General features: G+C 38.3%; 16 protein-coding genes and 1 tRNA gene. 8 read left to right on the top strand and 9 right to left on the bottom strand.

The window, feature by feature from the left end; genetic code table 11:
* Positions 1–28 precede the first annotated feature (28 nt).
* The 3 genes from LX92_RS04440 to LX92_RS04430 all read left to right on the top strand — a co-directional run bounded on the left by LX92_RS04440 (position 29) and on the right by LX92_RS04430 (position 3,136).
* Positions 29–835, top strand: coding sequence for a sterol desaturase family protein (locus tag LX92_RS04440; RefSeq protein ID WP_170117789.1), 807 nt, complete (start codon positions 29–31; stop codon positions 833–835).
* Between the two features lie 189 nt (positions 836–1,024).
* A complete protein-coding gene (locus tag LX92_RS04435) occupies positions 1,025–1,933 on the top strand; it encodes a cation diffusion facilitator family transporter (RefSeq protein WP_109649097.1) in 909 nt (302 codons plus the stop codon).
* A 237-nt stretch (positions 1,934–2,170) separates the two neighbouring features.
* Entirely contained in the window at positions 2,171–3,136 is a 966-nt protein-coding gene (locus LX92_RS04430; RefSeq protein ID WP_109649096.1) for an L-lactate dehydrogenase, read from the top strand.
* Positions 3,137–3,166: 30 nt separating this feature from the next.
* Here LX92_RS04430 and LX92_RS04425 read toward each other — a convergent pair whose 3' ends face one another.
* From LX92_RS04425 to LX92_RS04415, 3 genes are all read right to left on the bottom strand, one after another.
* A complete protein-coding gene (locus LX92_RS04425) occupies positions 3,167–3,496 on the bottom strand; it encodes a hypothetical protein (RefSeq protein WP_109649095.1) in 330 nt (109 codons plus the stop codon).
* Positions 3,497–3,507: 11 nt separating this feature from the next.
* Positions 3,508–4,515 (bottom strand): permease, encoded by a 1,008-nt coding sequence (locus LX92_RS04420; protein WP_190263517.1) that lies wholly within the window; start codon positions 4,513–4,515, stop codon positions 3,508–3,510.
* Between the two features lie 109 nt (positions 4,516–4,624).
* Positions 4,625–4,960, bottom strand: a complete 336-nt coding sequence (locus tag LX92_RS04415) for an ArsR/SmtB family transcription factor (RefSeq protein WP_109649631.1) — start codon at positions 4,958–4,960, stop codon at positions 4,625–4,627.
* Positions 4,961–5,230: 270 nt separating this feature from the next.
* Between LX92_RS04415 and LX92_RS04410 the strand changes: the two genes are divergently transcribed.
* The gene (locus tag LX92_RS04410) at positions 5,231–5,848 is read left to right on the top strand and encodes a class I SAM-dependent methyltransferase (RefSeq protein WP_109649093.1); all 618 of its coding nucleotides are present in this window, start codon (positions 5,231–5,233) and stop codon (positions 5,846–5,848) included.
* 98 nt (positions 5,849–5,946) lie between these two features.
* The gene (locus LX92_RS04405) at positions 5,947–6,594 is read left to right on the top strand and encodes a carboxymuconolactone decarboxylase family protein (RefSeq protein ID WP_109649092.1); all 648 of its coding nucleotides are present in this window, start codon (positions 5,947–5,949) and stop codon (positions 6,592–6,594) included.
* 226 nt (positions 6,595–6,820) lie between these two features.
* Here the strand turns inward: LX92_RS04405 and LX92_RS04400 are convergent, their stop codons facing one another.
* Positions 6,821–8,692, bottom strand: a complete 1,872-nt coding sequence (locus LX92_RS04400; RefSeq protein ID WP_109649091.1) for a PAS domain-containing protein — start codon at positions 8,690–8,692, stop codon at positions 6,821–6,823.
* A 1,117-nt stretch (positions 8,693–9,809) separates the two neighbouring features.
* A tRNA-Lys gene (locus tag LX92_RS04395) sits at positions 9,810–9,882 on the bottom strand.
* A gap of 146 nt (positions 9,883–10,028) precedes the next feature.
* On the opposite strand from LX92_RS04395, the gene LX92_RS04390 reads away from it, so the two are divergent.
* Positions 10,029–10,544 carry a shikimate kinase gene (locus LX92_RS04390; protein ID WP_244915920.1) on the top strand — a complete coding sequence of 172 codons (516 nt, stop codon included), beginning with the start codon at positions 10,029–10,031 and terminating at the stop codon, positions 10,542–10,544.
* On the opposite strand, the gene LX92_RS04385 is transcribed toward LX92_RS04390, so the two are convergent.
* From LX92_RS04385 to LX92_RS04375, 3 genes are read right to left on the bottom strand one after another with little or no spacing between them, the layout of a single operon-like run.
* Positions 10,536–11,033, bottom strand: coding sequence for a phosphoribosyltransferase family protein (locus tag LX92_RS04385; RefSeq protein ID WP_109649630.1), 498 nt, complete (start codon positions 11,031–11,033; stop codon positions 10,536–10,538). The genes LX92_RS04390 and LX92_RS04385 overlap by 9 nt on opposite strands.
* 10 nt (positions 11,034–11,043) lie before the next feature.
* Entirely contained in the window at positions 11,044–11,628 is a 585-nt protein-coding gene (locus LX92_RS04380) for a methyltransferase domain-containing protein (protein WP_317047050.1), read from the bottom strand.
* Positions 11,612–11,986 (bottom strand): RNA-binding S4 domain-containing protein, encoded by a 375-nt coding sequence (locus LX92_RS04375; protein WP_109649088.1) that lies wholly within the window; start codon positions 11,984–11,986, stop codon positions 11,612–11,614. The genes LX92_RS04380 and LX92_RS04375 overlap by 17 nt, the downstream gene beginning before the upstream one ends.
* An 83-nt stretch (positions 11,987–12,069) precedes the next feature.
* On the opposite strand from LX92_RS04375, the gene LX92_RS04370 reads away from it, so the two are divergent.
* The gene (locus tag LX92_RS04370) at positions 12,070–12,990 is read left to right on the top strand and encodes an FKBP-type peptidyl-prolyl cis-trans isomerase (protein WP_109649087.1); all 921 of its coding nucleotides are present in this window, start codon (positions 12,070–12,072) and stop codon (positions 12,988–12,990) included.
* A gap of 77 nt (positions 12,991–13,067) precedes the next feature.
* Here LX92_RS04370 and LX92_RS04365 read toward each other — a convergent pair whose 3' ends face one another.
* A complete protein-coding gene (locus LX92_RS04365) occupies positions 13,068–13,679 on the bottom strand; it encodes a porin family protein (protein ID WP_109649629.1) in 612 nt (203 codons plus the stop codon).
* Positions 13,680–13,970: 291 nt separating this feature from the next.
* On the opposite strand from LX92_RS04365, the gene tgt reads away from it, so the two are divergent.
* A complete protein-coding gene (gene tgt / locus LX92_RS04360; protein ID WP_109649628.1) occupies positions 13,971–15,101 on the top strand; it encodes a tRNA guanosine(34) transglycosylase Tgt in 1,131 nt (376 codons plus the stop codon).
* Positions 15,102–15,103 lie beyond the last annotated feature (2 nt).

Here is a 15,103-nt window from a genome sequence, read left to right as displayed (position 1 = left end):
ATACGACCAAAACATAAAACCAATCGAAATGAACAATGTAATTGAAAGCCTGATAAGTATCGACACTGATAAAATGTTCGTGATATTACTTGCAATATTCTTTACTATCGAGCAATTATTGGAAAGCGGATCGGCTATTAAGAAAAATAGCGTGCACCTTTTCCATAGTGTTATTTTACAGGCAGGTTATATCCTTTTGAACATTCTGATCGCATCCCTTTTCGTGATTGTATTTGACTGGGTGAGTGGGAACAAAATAGGTTTACTCAACCAAATTGAATTACCATATATATTGAAAATCCTTATAGGAATAATAGCTATTGATTTTGTAGGTTATTGGGCGCATCGCCTTAATCATAAATGGCATTTGTTTTGGCGTTTGCATAGGGTACATCACAGTGATACAAAAATGGACAGTTCGACCTCCTTTAGGGCGCATCCGTTTGATGTCTTCTTGGATAATGCTTCGGTTATTGTAGCGGGAATTTTATTTGGTTTGGATATAAATATCATTATTCTTCGCTGGATTCTTTATATGCCCTTGTTCGTTGCCCACCATAGTAGTTTTAGATTTCCTACTTGGGTGGATTCATTTTTTGGGATTATTTTTGTCACACCCAATTTCCACAAAGTACACCATCATCAAGACCAACAATACACAGATTCCAATTATGGAAATATGTTTATTGTTTGGGACAAAATTTTTGGAACCTTTAAAGTAATACCCGTTGATAAAATAAAATATGGATTGATGGAATTTGAAGGTGCCAAAAAACAAAGTTTTTGGTATTTATTGATAAGTCCATTTATAAATATTAAGCGACTTGATAAATAATACTAAAGTACGAACACGTAATACAGTGTAAAATAATCGCTTTGTTCTTGACGACTTACAATCCCCAAAGCGTCGGGGATCGCGTTCCGGGACTTCGGAATTCCAATTGGTTTGTATTTGCTAATTTAGTTGCTGAAACACGCAATGAAATCAAACACAAAACCGTTGTGTGCAACCTAAAAAAAACGAATGGATAACGACCAAACTGCAATACGAACAACCTATTTCAGCATAATTGGAAACGCTTCTTTAGCCTTGATAAAAGGACTTGCTGGATTTTTTGGGAATTCTTATGCCTTAATTGCAGATGCGATTGAATCGACAACGGATATTTTTGCTTCATTTTTAGTTTTATTGGGTTTTAAATATGCAAAACGGCCAGCAGACGAAAACCATCCCTATGGACACGGAAAAATTGAACCCTTAATTACATTCGGAGTGGTTGCTTTTCTTGTTGTTTCTGCTACGATAATTGCATATGAAAGTATCCAAAACATTCAAACACCCCATAAAACTCCGAAATCATGGACTTTGATTGTTTTGGGACTAATAATAATATGGAAAGAAATATCATTTCAAATCGTAATTGGAAAAAGTAGACAAACGAATAGTTCTTCACTAAAAGCGGATGCTTGGCATCATAGAAGTGATGCAATAACTTCGATAATGGCGTTTATCGGAATTTCAATAGCATTGCTATTTGGTAAAGGATATGAAACTGCTGATGATTGGGCGGCATTATTTGCTTCTGCATTTATCTTATATAATAGTTATTTAATATTACGACCAGCATTAGGGGAAGTTATGGATGAACAACTTTATGACGACCTAATACTTGAAATTAGAGTAAAATCAAAAGAAGTAGAAGGTATATTAGATACGGAGAAATGTTTTATCCGAAAATCGGGCATGAAATTTCACGTTGATTTACATGCAATTGTCGATAGTGAAATTACAGTAAAATCCGGTCACGATATTGCACACAGATTAAAAGACTATTTACGAAAAGAAATACCAAATTTAGGACACGTACTAATTCATGTTGAACCGGGTGAATTAAAAAAGGCAGTACACAACACCTCCTATAAAAAGCCTTAGTCCAGTACTGTAATGTTCAAATTTAGAATCCAAAAAACAATCTTCCCACGTTTTTCATCGAAACTATAAGAACCTTCATAAGTTTTGTGGGTATCCTAAAAGACCACCCAATTCAAAAATTCGGGGATCTTTATTTTTAAGGAAACATTAATGAATAGAAGAGCGTCATCCGTACCCTGTACCCTAACTTTGTGGTATCTAAAATTTCAATTGTATTTCTGATTTAAATAGAAGAAAATGGATACGAATGACAATTCCAAAACAAAAAGTAAGGTGGTAATCATCGGTACCGGAATGGTAGGTATGAGTTACGCCTATTCATTGTTCAACCAAGGAACCGTAAAAGAATTGGTGTTGATTGACATCGATAAGGAACGAGCGGAAGGGGAAGCTATGGACTTAAACCATGGTTTGTCCTATGCCCCAAGAAAAATGAAGATTTATGCTGGTGGATACAGCGATTGTACAGATGCCGATATTGTGGTTATTACCGCTGGGGTTTCACAAAAAGAAGGGGAAACAAGAATAGATCTTTTGAATAGAAATGCCGCAATCATGAAAATTGTTGTCGGTCAAATCATGAAAAATGATTTTGGGGGAATTCTACTGGTGGCATCAAACCCTGTAGATATCCTGACCTATGTAGCCTGGAAGACTTCTGGACTTCCTTCATCAAGGGTAATCGGTAGTGGCACCTCCCTAGATACCGCAAGGCTTCGATTTGAGATTGCGAAAAAAGTCAATATTTCAGTGAAGAACATTCATGCCTACATCATGGGAGAGCATGGCGATTCTGAATTTGTCTGTTGGTCCCAAGCCTATGTCGGGGCAAAACCCCTTGTAGACATGATCGAATCCTTGGAAGGCATCGACTTCAAGGATTTGGAAGAAATACATGATTCGGTCAAGAATGCCGCCTATGAGATAATTAAACGTAAAAAGGCCACGTACTACGGCATAGGTATGACATTGGTAAGCATTACCTCTTCAATTTTGAATGATGAAAATAGAATTCTTCCGATATCCGTCTATAACGATGGTATTTATGATATTGAGAAGGATGTTTACATAGGATTACCGGCTGTTTTAAATGCTGAAGGCGTCAATCATGTCTTGAAATTAAAACTTAATGATAAAGAGCAAGAACAACTGAAACATTCAGCAAACCTTTTAAAGGAGGTTTTAAACCAAATGGAGTATTGAGGTCATTTGTTTTTTGATATTGATGCGCTCTTATGATTTTGTATAGGAATATAATGCCAGGTAATTAATACCTAGCACTATAAGCCCTATAACAACAATGATTCCCGAATGTATTAAATTCAATAGTATAAAATCCTTACTGGCTCCCGATAATATGGCATACCAAAGAAAGGGGCAAAACACGCCAACCAGTGAAATGTTACGCCCTGTTTTTATGCCTGCTTTAAACAATTGTGCTTTGTTTTTTGATTTCTTATGGGTACTTGGTTTGCCCTTGACAACATCAACACATTTTTTTCCAATAAAGGAATACGGACAAGCTTTGATAAGGGATTTAAAAAAATTAGAGAGGGATTGCATACAATTTGTTTTTAAAAGAAAAAGTAAAAGATAAAACCACCGACGATTGCCATAGTCATAACGGAACATACAAAGGCAATTATGGCCTTGGGTTTTAACATGGAGGAAATAATGGCTATCTCTGGTAAACTCGCTCCCGTTCCCCCAATAATCAAAGCCATGGCCGCACCCATACTCATCCCCTTGACAATGAGTGCTTTTAGTATAGGGATAGCCATTTCGATGCGTAAATACAAAGGGACACCAATGGTTGCGGCTATAGGGATGGCAAGTGGACTATCATTTCCAAGGTATTTTTCAACCCATGCATCAGGAACAAATACGGCAGAAATCGCACTGATCACCGCACCAAGGAGAACATAGGGGAATATGCGCTTAAACAAGGCCCAGCCAAAATTAAAAGCTTCTGTAAGTTTTGGATGGGATGCACGCGTTTGTGCACATAAGCCTGTAGAGGGCGATTGTGTATCTGCACACGGGTTTTGGACTGTTGCACAGGATGCTACTGTATTATTTGAAACGGTGCCACAACTGACAGCCGGTTGGGGAGCACAAGTACTCGTAGCTGTTTTGGACTTTAGATCAATTCGTTTTACACTATGTTTAAGGGATGTCGTTCCGGCAATGCTACCAAAAAAAACGGAGCCAATAAAAACAATCAGGAAATAAACCAATGCCACTTTCCATCCGAAAACACCGAAAATAAAACCAACGACAACAAAATTGGCCAATGGGGCAGAAAGCAAAAAGGAGAACACCATAGCGAAAGGCGCTCCCATTTCTATCATCCCCATGGATACGGGAACCATGGAAGCACTGCAGAAAGGGGTGGGGATTCCTAGTAACGCCCCCATTAAACCACTGTATTTCCCCGTTTTTGATAACCGTTTTTGAAGTTTTTCCTGAGGTATAAAAGCCCTTATGAGACCGGTGATTATGGAGACAAGGGCAATTATGAATACCAATACTACGCCTACGTGAATAAATTCGTCTAATGCTAAATTCAATTTTTCGTTCATGATGTTTATTTAAATAGGTATAATATATGCGCCAAAGCACATATGTTTTTATAAAAAAAAGCAGATGCTTGATTTTTTTCTTTATTTAAAGTCTTGTGAAATATGATTTTTACTTATGGCGTTCTGCCAATAATCTTTTACACTTCTGTATCTCATTATTCATCTGTGATTCGGGAATTGTTTTAATGGCTTCCTGAATCAATTGTCGGAATTCGTTTTTAATCGGTGTTAAATAGTAATATACCCACTTTCCTTCTTTTACCTCTTCTACCAACTTAGCGTGTTTTAATATTTTTAAATGGCGCGATACATTATACTGATACTCGTCCAAAACCTCTACAATTTCCGAAACACAGATCTTTTCATCGATGTTGGTTAGCAGCCAAATTATTTTTAATCTAGTTGCATCCGAAAGGGCTTTGAATATATTAATATGTTCATCCATCAATCTTTCTGTTTTAACATATGTGTTTTTATACATATGAAATATGGAGGCAAATATATAAAATATTGGAAACACAAACACCCCTTTCTTTTTTTATTTTAGATGTGGCCTTCCCTTTTTTTCAAACAGTCCATAGTTTGTTATTATCTTTATAAAAGTTCAATGGAACGATTATGGACTTAGGCACATCACGACAAAAAAATGGATATTGTAAAACAGAATAGATCTGCTTGGGACAGTGGCTTTGGAAGTCATTAAATAAAAACAAATATGGGACTATACAACAAGTACATTCTTCCGACGGTAATTGACTTGGCGTGTAAACAAAGTTCCAGTATGCTTCAACGAATGAAAGTAATTCCATTGGCTTCCGGGAACGTTTTGGAAATTGGAATTGGATCAGGATTGAACTTGCCCATATATAATAGCGAAAATGTCAAGCATCTAACAGCCATTGACCCTTCAAAGGAATTATGGGTCAAGAACATCATTGATACGAAAAACCTGCCATTTGAGTTTGCCTTTACACAGGCATTTGCTGAAAACATACCTGAAGAAGACAACAAATTTGATACAGTTGTTATTACCTATGCCCTTTGTACAATTTCTGATACGAATAAAGCCCTTTCAGAAGTGCGAAGAGTTTTGAAACCGAATGGTAAATTGATATTTTGTGAACATGGGAAAGCTCCTGACAAAGTCATTCAGAAATGGCAGAATTTGATTAATCCGCTATGGAGAAATATTGGTGGCGGGTGTAATTTGAATAGGGATATCCCATTCATTATTGAGGATAATGGGTTTAAAATCAATAATTTGGAAAAAATGTATATCTCTGAATGGAAACCTATGAGTTTCAACTATTGGGGTACTGCTGAACCTTATTAATACATCGGCCAAAAATATATAAGAATAATTGATTCTAGCCTTATTTGGATTGAAACCATCTTTGTCCCCTTGTTGGACTATTCGAAAAAAATAAACATATGAATAAGAATCTAAGCTTAACGGAATCAGTAATCCAAAGGGAGGAATTTAAACGAAGGTTCAGTTTACGGGAAATGTATCTTGCTGTTGTTTTTACCCCTAGAGCCATATCAAAGCTAATTGGGAATAAAAAAAGCAAATTGGTTGACAAAAATTTCGTGAAACGTATACAACTGGCGGTTACCGAGGTAAACGGTTGTGCAATTTGCTCATACGGACATGCTAAAATGGCGCTGCGACAAGGCATGGGTAATGATGAAATAAACAGCTTTTTGAGTGGAGGAAGTGATTTTACCAAGCCAGAAGAGGCAAAGGCTATAATGTTTGCCCAGTACTTTGCCGATTCAAGAGGCTTTCCAAAGAAATATGCCTACGATTCCATAGTAAAAGAATATGGAAAAAAGAAAGCACGTATTATTCTGTCAGCAGCCCAAATGATGATTACAGGAAACATGTACGGAATCCCCTTTAGTGCATTTCTTTCAAGACTTCACGGAAAACCATACAAAGACAGCACATTGATTTATGAATTGGGAATGCTTATCGCAGGTATTTTGTGTTTGCCCATTGCCATTATTCATGGATTCCTAAGAGGTTGTATTGGTTTGCCAAATGAAAGATTTGACAAAAGCATGACTGATCAATAGGATAAAAGTTCACAGAATAATAAAGCGCGAAACACTAACAATGTATAAAAATACGATCCGACTCAGTAATGCATTCATGGGATATAGCCCGCTTCATTTATCGTGTAAACCCATAGGAAAGAACCGTGCTGTCGGTTACAAATTTGTATACTAACCATTAGCACGTATTAAAAAAAATGAATATTGAAAAATCTTGACGGTTTAACATGGCTCGAAAGGAATAATCTCAAGAATTTTCTTTTGAGATAATGGACTGGGATTTTAGGACGATATCCTTGATTATGGTATCCAATTCCAAAGCAGAGGAATAAACATGGTCAAGCATCTCTATTTTTTCATTCTCGTCAACTAAATTCCCATAGAATAATTCGATGATTCCCATCATTCGGGCTAAAGGGGCCCTTACGATATGGGATTGCATCCAAGCAATCTCCCTCAATTTTTTATTTTGCTTTTCAATGGCAATCTGGTTTGTACGGTTTTCGGTCACGTCGTTGCAGGTAACTAGGATACATTGACTTCCGTCAATATATATATGCTGTCCCACGATATCCATTTCCACCAATTCCCCGTTTTTCTTTTTATGCACAAATACCCCGGATTTAAAGATTTCCTTTGGGATTCGGTAATTTTCCAGGCTGATCAGGAGTTTGTTGATTTCTTCCTTGGGCCGTAGATCGGTGGCATTCATGTTGAGCAACTCCTCTTTGGTGTATCCATAAAATTGTATCATGGCATTGTTGACATCCAGGATACGTAAACTATCCAATTCAAGAAAATATTTGGGATACGGGGAGGCATTGAAAAGTAAACGGTGCTTTTCCTCCGAAGCTTTTATTTCCTTGTTTTCCATCACTCTTTTGGTAATATCCCTGGCATTGATGACAACACCTTGAATCATGGGATCTTCCATTAAATTGGCACACAGTATTTCAATCCATTTCCATGTCCCATTTTTGTGTTGGTATCGAAATGGCTTGGAGATAAAGGGTTCATTGTTAAGAAATTTGGAAAAATAATTGATAACCCTCTTTCTTTCATCTTCATGGACAAGATTAAAAATACATTGGTCGATCAATTCTTCAGAGGAATAGCCCAAGGCTGATTCCAAGGTCTTATTGACGTAGGTGTAGGTTCCATCTGAGTCGACAATTGCCATCCAATTGTATCCGGCTTGGATTACGGATGTATACTTTGGGTTTATAAGTTCAATTTGTTCCCAAACTTTTTTTTGGGTCGAGACGTCCTGTATTTCCCCTTCCAATAAAATGGGTTTTCCAGCATCGTTGATTTTTGAATTATTGATTTCGATGGTAACAAAAACAATGTCCCCGGAACGGTGGACCATTCTGCATTCCAATTCATTGTTCAATAATTCATTGTTGTTCCATTTTTGCCAGGTATCCTTAAATCTATCTTGATCAAAAAAGTAAACCATATCAATCCAACTGTCAACGGATTCTAATTTAAGTTCTTCAGGGGTATAACCAAGCATTTCAAAAAATAGGGGGTTAAACCATAAATGTCCCTTGGCAGTATCAAACCGCCAATTTGCAGAGTCATTGGCCTCCATGAAATTTCCCAAGGTGATATTTTTATTATCAACCAATGTTTGGGCCATTAGGGGGCGTTTTTCCTCTTGATAAAGTGTGATTAGGGAAACCGTTTGATTGGCCAGTACCTTAAACGCCTGTTTTTGCCGATTGTCAACAGAAATGGTTTTGTTGTCGTGCATGCATAAAATCCCTAGGATTTCGCCTTTGGCATCCTGTAAGGGAGCAACGATCATATATTCCGGGACCTTTGGTTTATGGGCTTTAACTTGTTTGTCCAAATCAAAACCATTTGGAATATCATGTAACTCCAGTACTGTATTTGGCGTATTGCCAAGGTGATCCAAGATTCGTTCCTCTGTTTTGGAACCGGAAAATTCAAAATTCAAAGAGGTCCCTAAAATATTGGGCAACTTTAAAATTTCAATTTTGGCGGAAGGGGAATCAAATATATACGAGGCTAAATGATATATATCTTTATAGGCACTCCGAGGAATTTCGAAAAATTCAAAGGAGGGTAGGAATTCAACACGATTTCTAAACATTACAGTGGGGGATTAAAAGGGGACAATATGATGAAGTATTTATTGGAGTGGGCGATTGGGATAGTTGGTATTTGTCTGGCTATCAATCATACCATGGTATTTCCCACTACAATAAAACTCCTTCAATAGAAATGTCATCCTGCAATTGATATTCAATAAGAAAAAATACTTATTCTGGTAAAAGGCCAACCAACAAGGATAAACCAATACGATTCAATTCATCGATATGCCTCCAAAAATCTTAGGGTTTGAAGGTTTGATATTATAGTACCAAGTGTATCCCATAGAAAGGCCTTGTATTTCGGATTCCGGTGAAGTCGATGATAGGATCGGAACATAAAAAATATTCCGCTTATGGTTTGGAATCCTATTTTACATGAATCAAATCCGGAAGTTCATTATTATCCTGTAGCAGACTTTCAAAAAGTGAAAAAGTTTTGTTGTCCACTCACAACAGATTAACATTACTAAATTCCTTAGTTTGTTGGATTCATTGATTAACACGGCATCAAGCACAACATTTTCCGACCATTGGACATTCTTTGCATTCATCAGGCTTAAATTACTGTTTGGGTTTGATATACTATATTAACTTCTAATTTACCTATTTATTCTATTTTTTCGCAGAAAAAATCAGGGACTGAATCATTTTTTTTAAAAAAGTATTGACACTTTGGTAGTATCATTCAATCCATGCATAATGGAAGGCCTTTAAGGTGCCGTTCGGGGAGTAAATATTAATTCGAAGGGAATCAAATCCACTTGTTTTGCAACATATGACTGGATGGGTCCCAAAAGTTGTGTATGCATTGAAAACAGATAATACTTTGCAAGAAAACGATCGGCATTGATATTATCCGTGTACTCGTTAAAGATCATGCCGCCAGAAGTCGTAACGACCCAATTTAATCTAACCCCAAATAAAATGTAGGAACCTTCCTTTACCGGTTGATGAAGGTTTTTGTATAAACAGGATTATGGATCATGATCTGTTATGTTGACGATTTGTGAACTTTTAAAACCAAATCAAACCAATTCATATGACTACCTAAAAAACATAAAACCCTGCCAATCATAAAATTAGCAGGGTTTTGGTCTCGGATGATATCCGATTCAGTGACCTGGCTGGGGCTCGAACCCAGGACCCTCTCCTTAAAAGGGAGATGCTCTACCAACTGAGCTACCAGGTCAAAATGTCATTTAAATGCTTTAGAAGTTTCTTCCTTAGCGGCTGCAAATATAAGATCATTAATTTATTTAGCAAGCCTATTTTAAATAAATTTTGATTTTCTTTGAAATCAATTGCAATTGGTTCAATTTTAAATAAATTAAAATCGTGAAAATAGTTTTGGTCGGATATATGGGAAGTGGAAAGTCGACGATTGGTAGAATCCTTGCCAATCGGTTGAATATTAAGTTTTTGGATTTGGATGATCATATAGAGGCCAAGGAAGGGATGGGAATTCCCCAGCTATTTGAAAGTAAGGGGGAGATTTATTTTAGGAAAAAAGAAAATGAACACCTGAAACAGATTTTAAATGGCACGGATCACTTCATTCTCTCAACTGGGGGTGGTACGCCTTGCTATGGGAATAATATGGAAGCTATTCTCGAGGCCACTCCCAATGTTTTTTACTTGAAGGTTACCATTCCTGGACTTATTGAAAGATTGGCCCCTGAGAAGGCTCACAGGCCGTTGATCGCCAATATTCCGGATGGGGAATTACCCGAATTTATCGGGAAACACCTTTTTGAACGTAGTTTTTTCTATTCCATGGCAGAACATGCCATCCAAACGGATGGGAAAAGTGTGGAAGCTATCGTAGCCGAAATCGAAGCGCTACTAGTCTAAGTAAACCATATCGTCCTTCGCTTTGAATTGGACATGGACATGTTCTTGCAAGGAGGTTGATAGGGAGATGCCTTTGTAATCTGCCTTTACGGGATATTTTTTATGGTTGCGATTCACCAATACGGCAGTTTTCAATTGCTTTAAGGGGGTTCTCAAGAAATGGTGTACCCCATAGATCAAGGTTGTGCCCGAATTGAGTACATCATCGACCAAAACAACGGACTTGTTTTTATAATCCGCTGCCGGGATTGAGGTTTTTACCTCACTCTCCAAAGGATTTCTTTTGTTCATCGAAACTTTGCAGAGGATAATTTCAGCATCCGTAATACTGCGAAGTACATTTTGTATTTTTTTTGCAAATTTCAATCCGCCACCTTCAATACCAGCAAGTATGATTTCCTTTTCCGTAACGTTCGCCTCAAGTATTTGATAGGCAATCCTACGTACTTTGTGCTGTATCTTTTGGTGGGACAATATTTGGTTCTCCATGGTATTCGATTTACTTTTCAAAGATAAAGAACAGTTCGTTACCTTTTCTTGGTTTGATTGAATTATATGCCCGCTCCAGTACCTTGATTGAGAGATATGGGTTAAAGAGACGCCGATATTCCCCTTCATTCCCTCCAAAGGGTGGACCTCCATCTTTAAAAGTCCGGTCAAACAGCAGACCGACCAATTTTCCCTTTTCATTAAGGAGTCCATGCATTTTCATGGCATAGGCTTTTCGATACGAGGGTTCCAGGGAACAAAAAAAGGTTTGCTCCAGGATCAAGTCGAATCTGTGGTTTTCAAGCTCAAAAAAGTCCTTTTGGATCAACTGCCCATCAGGGAAGGAGGGAATTCTCGCTTTTAGGTTTTCCAAGGGTTGGGAGGCAATATCGATGACATGGATATTCGTGAATCCCTTGTAGAAAAGGTAATCTACCTCATATCCGTTTCCTGCACCTGGAATCAGTATCTTAATTTCCTTATCCGTTAATTGATCGATATAGGCTCGAAGCGGGGGCGAAATATAACCGATGTCCCAAACCGTTTTATTGAGGGCGTACTTCTTGTCCCAATACGCTTTATTCAGATTCATCATCGAGATAGTCATCAATTTCCCTACGGTCTTTTTTGGTAGGTCTGCCTGTCCCTTTTTTGCGGTAGTAGGCTTTCGAATACTTCAAAAGCTCCTCATTTCCATAGGCTTCCTTCGGCGTGGTGTCCTTTCTGTAAATATCCACCAATTTTGCCCCAACCCGGTTTGCGGGAATATCTAAAATCGTGAATTGAAGGTTTATCTGGTTCTTACGGACTATGATTTCATCAGTGGGGTAAACCTCCCTAGAAGGTTTGACTACTTGCCCATTTACTTTAACCTGTCCCTTTTTGCAGGCGGTAGAGGCAATATTCCGTGTTTTGAAATATCGGGTGTGCCATAAGTATTTGTCAATACGCATCGTCTATCAAAATTCTTTGTTAAGGAGCTCCACAAAAATACATAAAATTGTATCTTGCGAGCTTAAATTGCTAATAGTTGAAGATGAAAAATAGTATTATAGTACTTTTAGTGGTATTCCTTGCGTGGTCATGTAAGAAAGATGATGATGGTGATGAGACTGTGGATGTCGTAACCAGGACCTTAAGTGAGGTCCAAGCTGAAAACGATGCCGAAATACGGGAATACTTGGAGACCCATTTCTACAATTACGAGGAATTTATGGCAAAACCTGAAGGGTTTGATTATTCCATAGTGGTAGATACCCTAGCCGGTGACAATGCAGATAAAACCCCATTGATCGATCAGGTCGAATCCATTAAATTCAAGGTGTCTTCTGATGATGTTAGTGCATCCACTGAGGAGGAGGATATTGAACACACCTTATACTATTTAACAGCGAGGGAAGGTGTAGGTGTTTCGCCAACAGTGTCTGATTCCTTGTATCTGAATTATGAGGGCTCACTGCTCGATGGGAGTGTTTTTGACAGTAAAATAGGAGCACCTGTTTGGTTGGAATTGATAAGTACAAAATCCGGTTTCAGGAAAGGGTTATCGTTATTTAAGTCAGGAGGCGATGTTGTGGAAAATGAGGACGGTACTTTTGAGGTACTTGATTCTGGAGTGGGGATGTTGTTCATTCCTTCCGGATTAGCCTATTTTTCAGGTAGTGTAGGGGGTGAGTCCTATGCGCCAATCGTTTTTAAAATCAATGTATTGAGGGTTGAGGATACCGATTATGATCTCGATGGTATTCCATCGAGTGCTGAGGATTTGAATGGGGATAACGATGTAAGCAACGATGATACCGATGGTGATGGATTTCCTAATTATATAGACGCGGATGATGATGGGGACGGTATTGCCACATCAACCGAAATAGAAGATGATGAAGGGAATATTATATATCCATATCCTGATACGGACAAGGATGGTACGCCGGATTATTTGGATCCAGATAATTAGAACGTAGTCATAAAGACAATAAAAAAAGCCCTGACGGAACAAACCGTCAGGGCTTTTTTTTGCTTAAAAGGTTTCTTTTAAAGATTTAACGATAGGCCAAAGATGATTTGGGAAGGTCGTGAATCAACCCTTCCTGAAATATCGGTAACGTTATTTCCGATGAAGTTGGCTTCATTTTCAGAGAAGCCACGTTCGTAGCGTACATCCAATCCGATTTTTCCTAAGTTCACCCCGGCACCAAGATGGAGTCCGACGGTAAAATCATCTTTTACATCCTCAACTTTTAAATCCCCGAGGTCATTGCTCAAGGTATATTGGAAGGCAGGACCTGCGAAGATGTGCAAAGGGCCAATGATTTTATACCCTATGAGTACGGGAAGGTCTAATTTTGCGATGTCGTAGTCATTGGAATTGCCATCCAGTTCATAACTACTTTTTGTTTTGGTGTAGATCAATTCGGGTCTCAAATAGATTTTTGGGAAATCCAACTTTCCAAATACACCAACATGGTAGCCAACCTTACCATCAGAGCCTTCTATGATGTTTTCTCCGGCATCGGTGGCAGAACGTATCAAATCACCGTTCTTGTTGTAGTTAAGTCCGGCCTTTATGCCGAATCCGGAACCGCTTTGGGCAAATGCAGTGATGCTAGCCAAAGCAAAAACTGCCAATAGAATTGTTTTCTTCATAATGTGTTTGTTTTTTACCTGAGCCTTTTCAGGTTCGTTTTTTGATATCAAAAGTGATACCATTCGTTATGTTACCTATTACTCAAAGAACGATGAAGATTTTTCTTTATTGTTACAATACAGCCGATCATTTTAAAAATATTTGTCACAAAAATCAAAGGGCTGATAACCCTTGTCGTTGTTTTTATGGCGCCTTGGACTTTTCCAATCTACCCCAAATGGGAAACTTTATTTTTTCGTTAAGGACTTTATCATGGGTAGATGATTATATTTGCCACTTTAAACAAGAAAGTGCAATTTACATTAGAACATACAGACGCTCAAAGCAAGGCACGTGCCGGTAAAATGGTTACGGATCATGGGGTTATCGAAACCCCTATTTTTATGCCAGTAGGTACGGTGGCCTCGGTTAAAGGGGTACATCAGCGGGAACTAAAGGAAGAGATAAACCCTGATATTATTTTAGGGAATACCTATCATTTGTTCCTACGTCCTAAAACCCAGATTCTTCAACAAGCGGGGGGATTACATAAGTTTATGGGTTGGGACCGGAATATTTTGACCGATAGCGGTGGTTATCAGGTATATTCCCTATCGGCAAATAGAAAGATCAAGGAAGAAGGGGTAAAGTTCAAATCGCATATCGATGGTTCTATGCACATGTTCACCCCAGAGAAGGTGATGGAGATCCAGCGGGTCATCGGAGCCGATATTATTATGGCCTTTGATGAATGTACACCTTATCCTTGTGAATACAATTACGCCAAGCGATCGATGCATATGACGCATCGATGGTTGGATCGGTGTATGGCACATTTGGATAAAACCCCGTTTACCTATGACTTTTCGCAGTCGTTTTTTCCAATTGTTCAAGGGTCCACCTATAAGGACCTCCGAATACAGTCGGCAGAATATATAGCCAATGCGGGGGCCGAAGGGAATGCCATTGGAGGTCTCTCCGTGGGTGAACCGGCAGAGGAAATGTATGCCATGACCGAAGTCGTATGCGATATATTGCCAAAAGATAAACCCAGGTATTTGATGGGTGTAGGCACCCCGATTAATATTTTGGAGAATATTGCACTCGGTATCGATATGTTCGATTGTGTGATGCCTACGCGAAATGCTAGGAACGGGATGCTTTTTACGGCCCATGGTACAATAAACATCAAGAATAAAAAATGGGAGGATGATTTTTCGCCCATAGACGAAATGGGTACTACCTTTGTGGATAAGGAATATTCAAAAGCCTATTTACGACATTTGTTCGCCGCCAATGAATATTTGGGCAAGCAAATTGCAACCATACACAATCTCGGATTTTACCTTTGGTTGGTCCGTGAGGCAAGAAAGCATATTTTAGCCGGTGATTTCACATCATGGAAGAATATCATGGTCAAACAAATGGATAAAAGATTATAGTG

This window comes from Maribacter polysiphoniae, from assembly GCF_003148665.1.
GTDB classification, from domain to species: Bacteria; Bacteroidota; Bacteroidia; order Flavobacteriales; family Flavobacteriaceae; genus Maribacter_A; species Maribacter_A polysiphoniae.
Note: the sequence above shows the minus strand (reverse complement) of the source record. Positions and strands in the feature narration are given on the sequence as shown.

Excerpts from the sequence above, each read along its gene's own strand:
- LX92_RS04380 (WP_317047050.1), bottom strand. The coding sequence starts at position 11,628 with ATGATGAATCTGAATAAAGCGTATTGGGACAAGAAGTACGCCCTCAAT.
- LX92_RS04435 (WP_109649097.1), top strand. The coding sequence starts at position 1,025 with ATGGATAACGACCAAACTGCAATACGAACAACCTATTTCAGCATAATT.
- LX92_RS04385 (WP_109649630.1), bottom strand. The coding sequence starts at position 11,033 with ATGGAGAACCAAATATTGTCCCACCAAAAGATACAGCACAAAGTACGT.
- LX92_RS04375 (WP_109649088.1), bottom strand. The coding sequence starts at position 11,986 with ATGCGTATTGACAAATACTTATGGCACACCCGATATTTCAAAACACGG.
- LX92_RS04415 (WP_109649631.1), bottom strand. The coding sequence starts at position 4,960 with ATGGATGAACATATTAATATATTCAAAGCCCTTTCGGATGCAACTAGA.
- LX92_RS04425 (WP_109649095.1), bottom strand. The coding sequence starts at position 3,496 with ATGCAATCCCTCTCTAATTTTTTTAAATCCCTTATCAAAGCTTGTCCG.
- LX92_RS04430 (WP_109649096.1), top strand. The coding sequence starts at position 2,171 with ATGGATACGAATGACAATTCCAAAACAAAAAGTAAGGTGGTAATCATC.
- LX92_RS04410 (WP_109649093.1), top strand. The coding sequence starts at position 5,231 with ATGGGACTATACAACAAGTACATTCTTCCGACGGTAATTGACTTGGCG.
- LX92_RS04365 (WP_109649629.1), bottom strand. The coding sequence starts at position 13,679 with ATGAAGAAAACAATTCTATTGGCAGTTTTTGCTTTGGCTAGCATCACT.
- LX92_RS04440 (WP_170117789.1), top strand. The coding sequence starts at position 29 with ATGAACAATGTAATTGAAAGCCTGATAAGTATCGACACTGATAAAATG.
- LX92_RS04405 (WP_109649092.1), top strand. The coding sequence starts at position 5,947 with ATGAATAAGAATCTAAGCTTAACGGAATCAGTAATCCAAAGGGAGGAA.
- LX92_RS04370 (WP_109649087.1), top strand. The coding sequence starts at position 12,070 with ATGAAAAATAGTATTATAGTACTTTTAGTGGTATTCCTTGCGTGGTCA.
- LX92_RS04400 (WP_109649091.1), bottom strand. The coding sequence starts at position 8,692 with ATGTTTAGAAATCGTGTTGAATTCCTACCCTCCTTTGAATTTTTCGAA.
- LX92_RS04420 (WP_190263517.1), bottom strand. The coding sequence starts at position 4,515 with ATGAACGAAAAATTGAATTTAGCATTAGACGAATTTATTCACGTAGGC.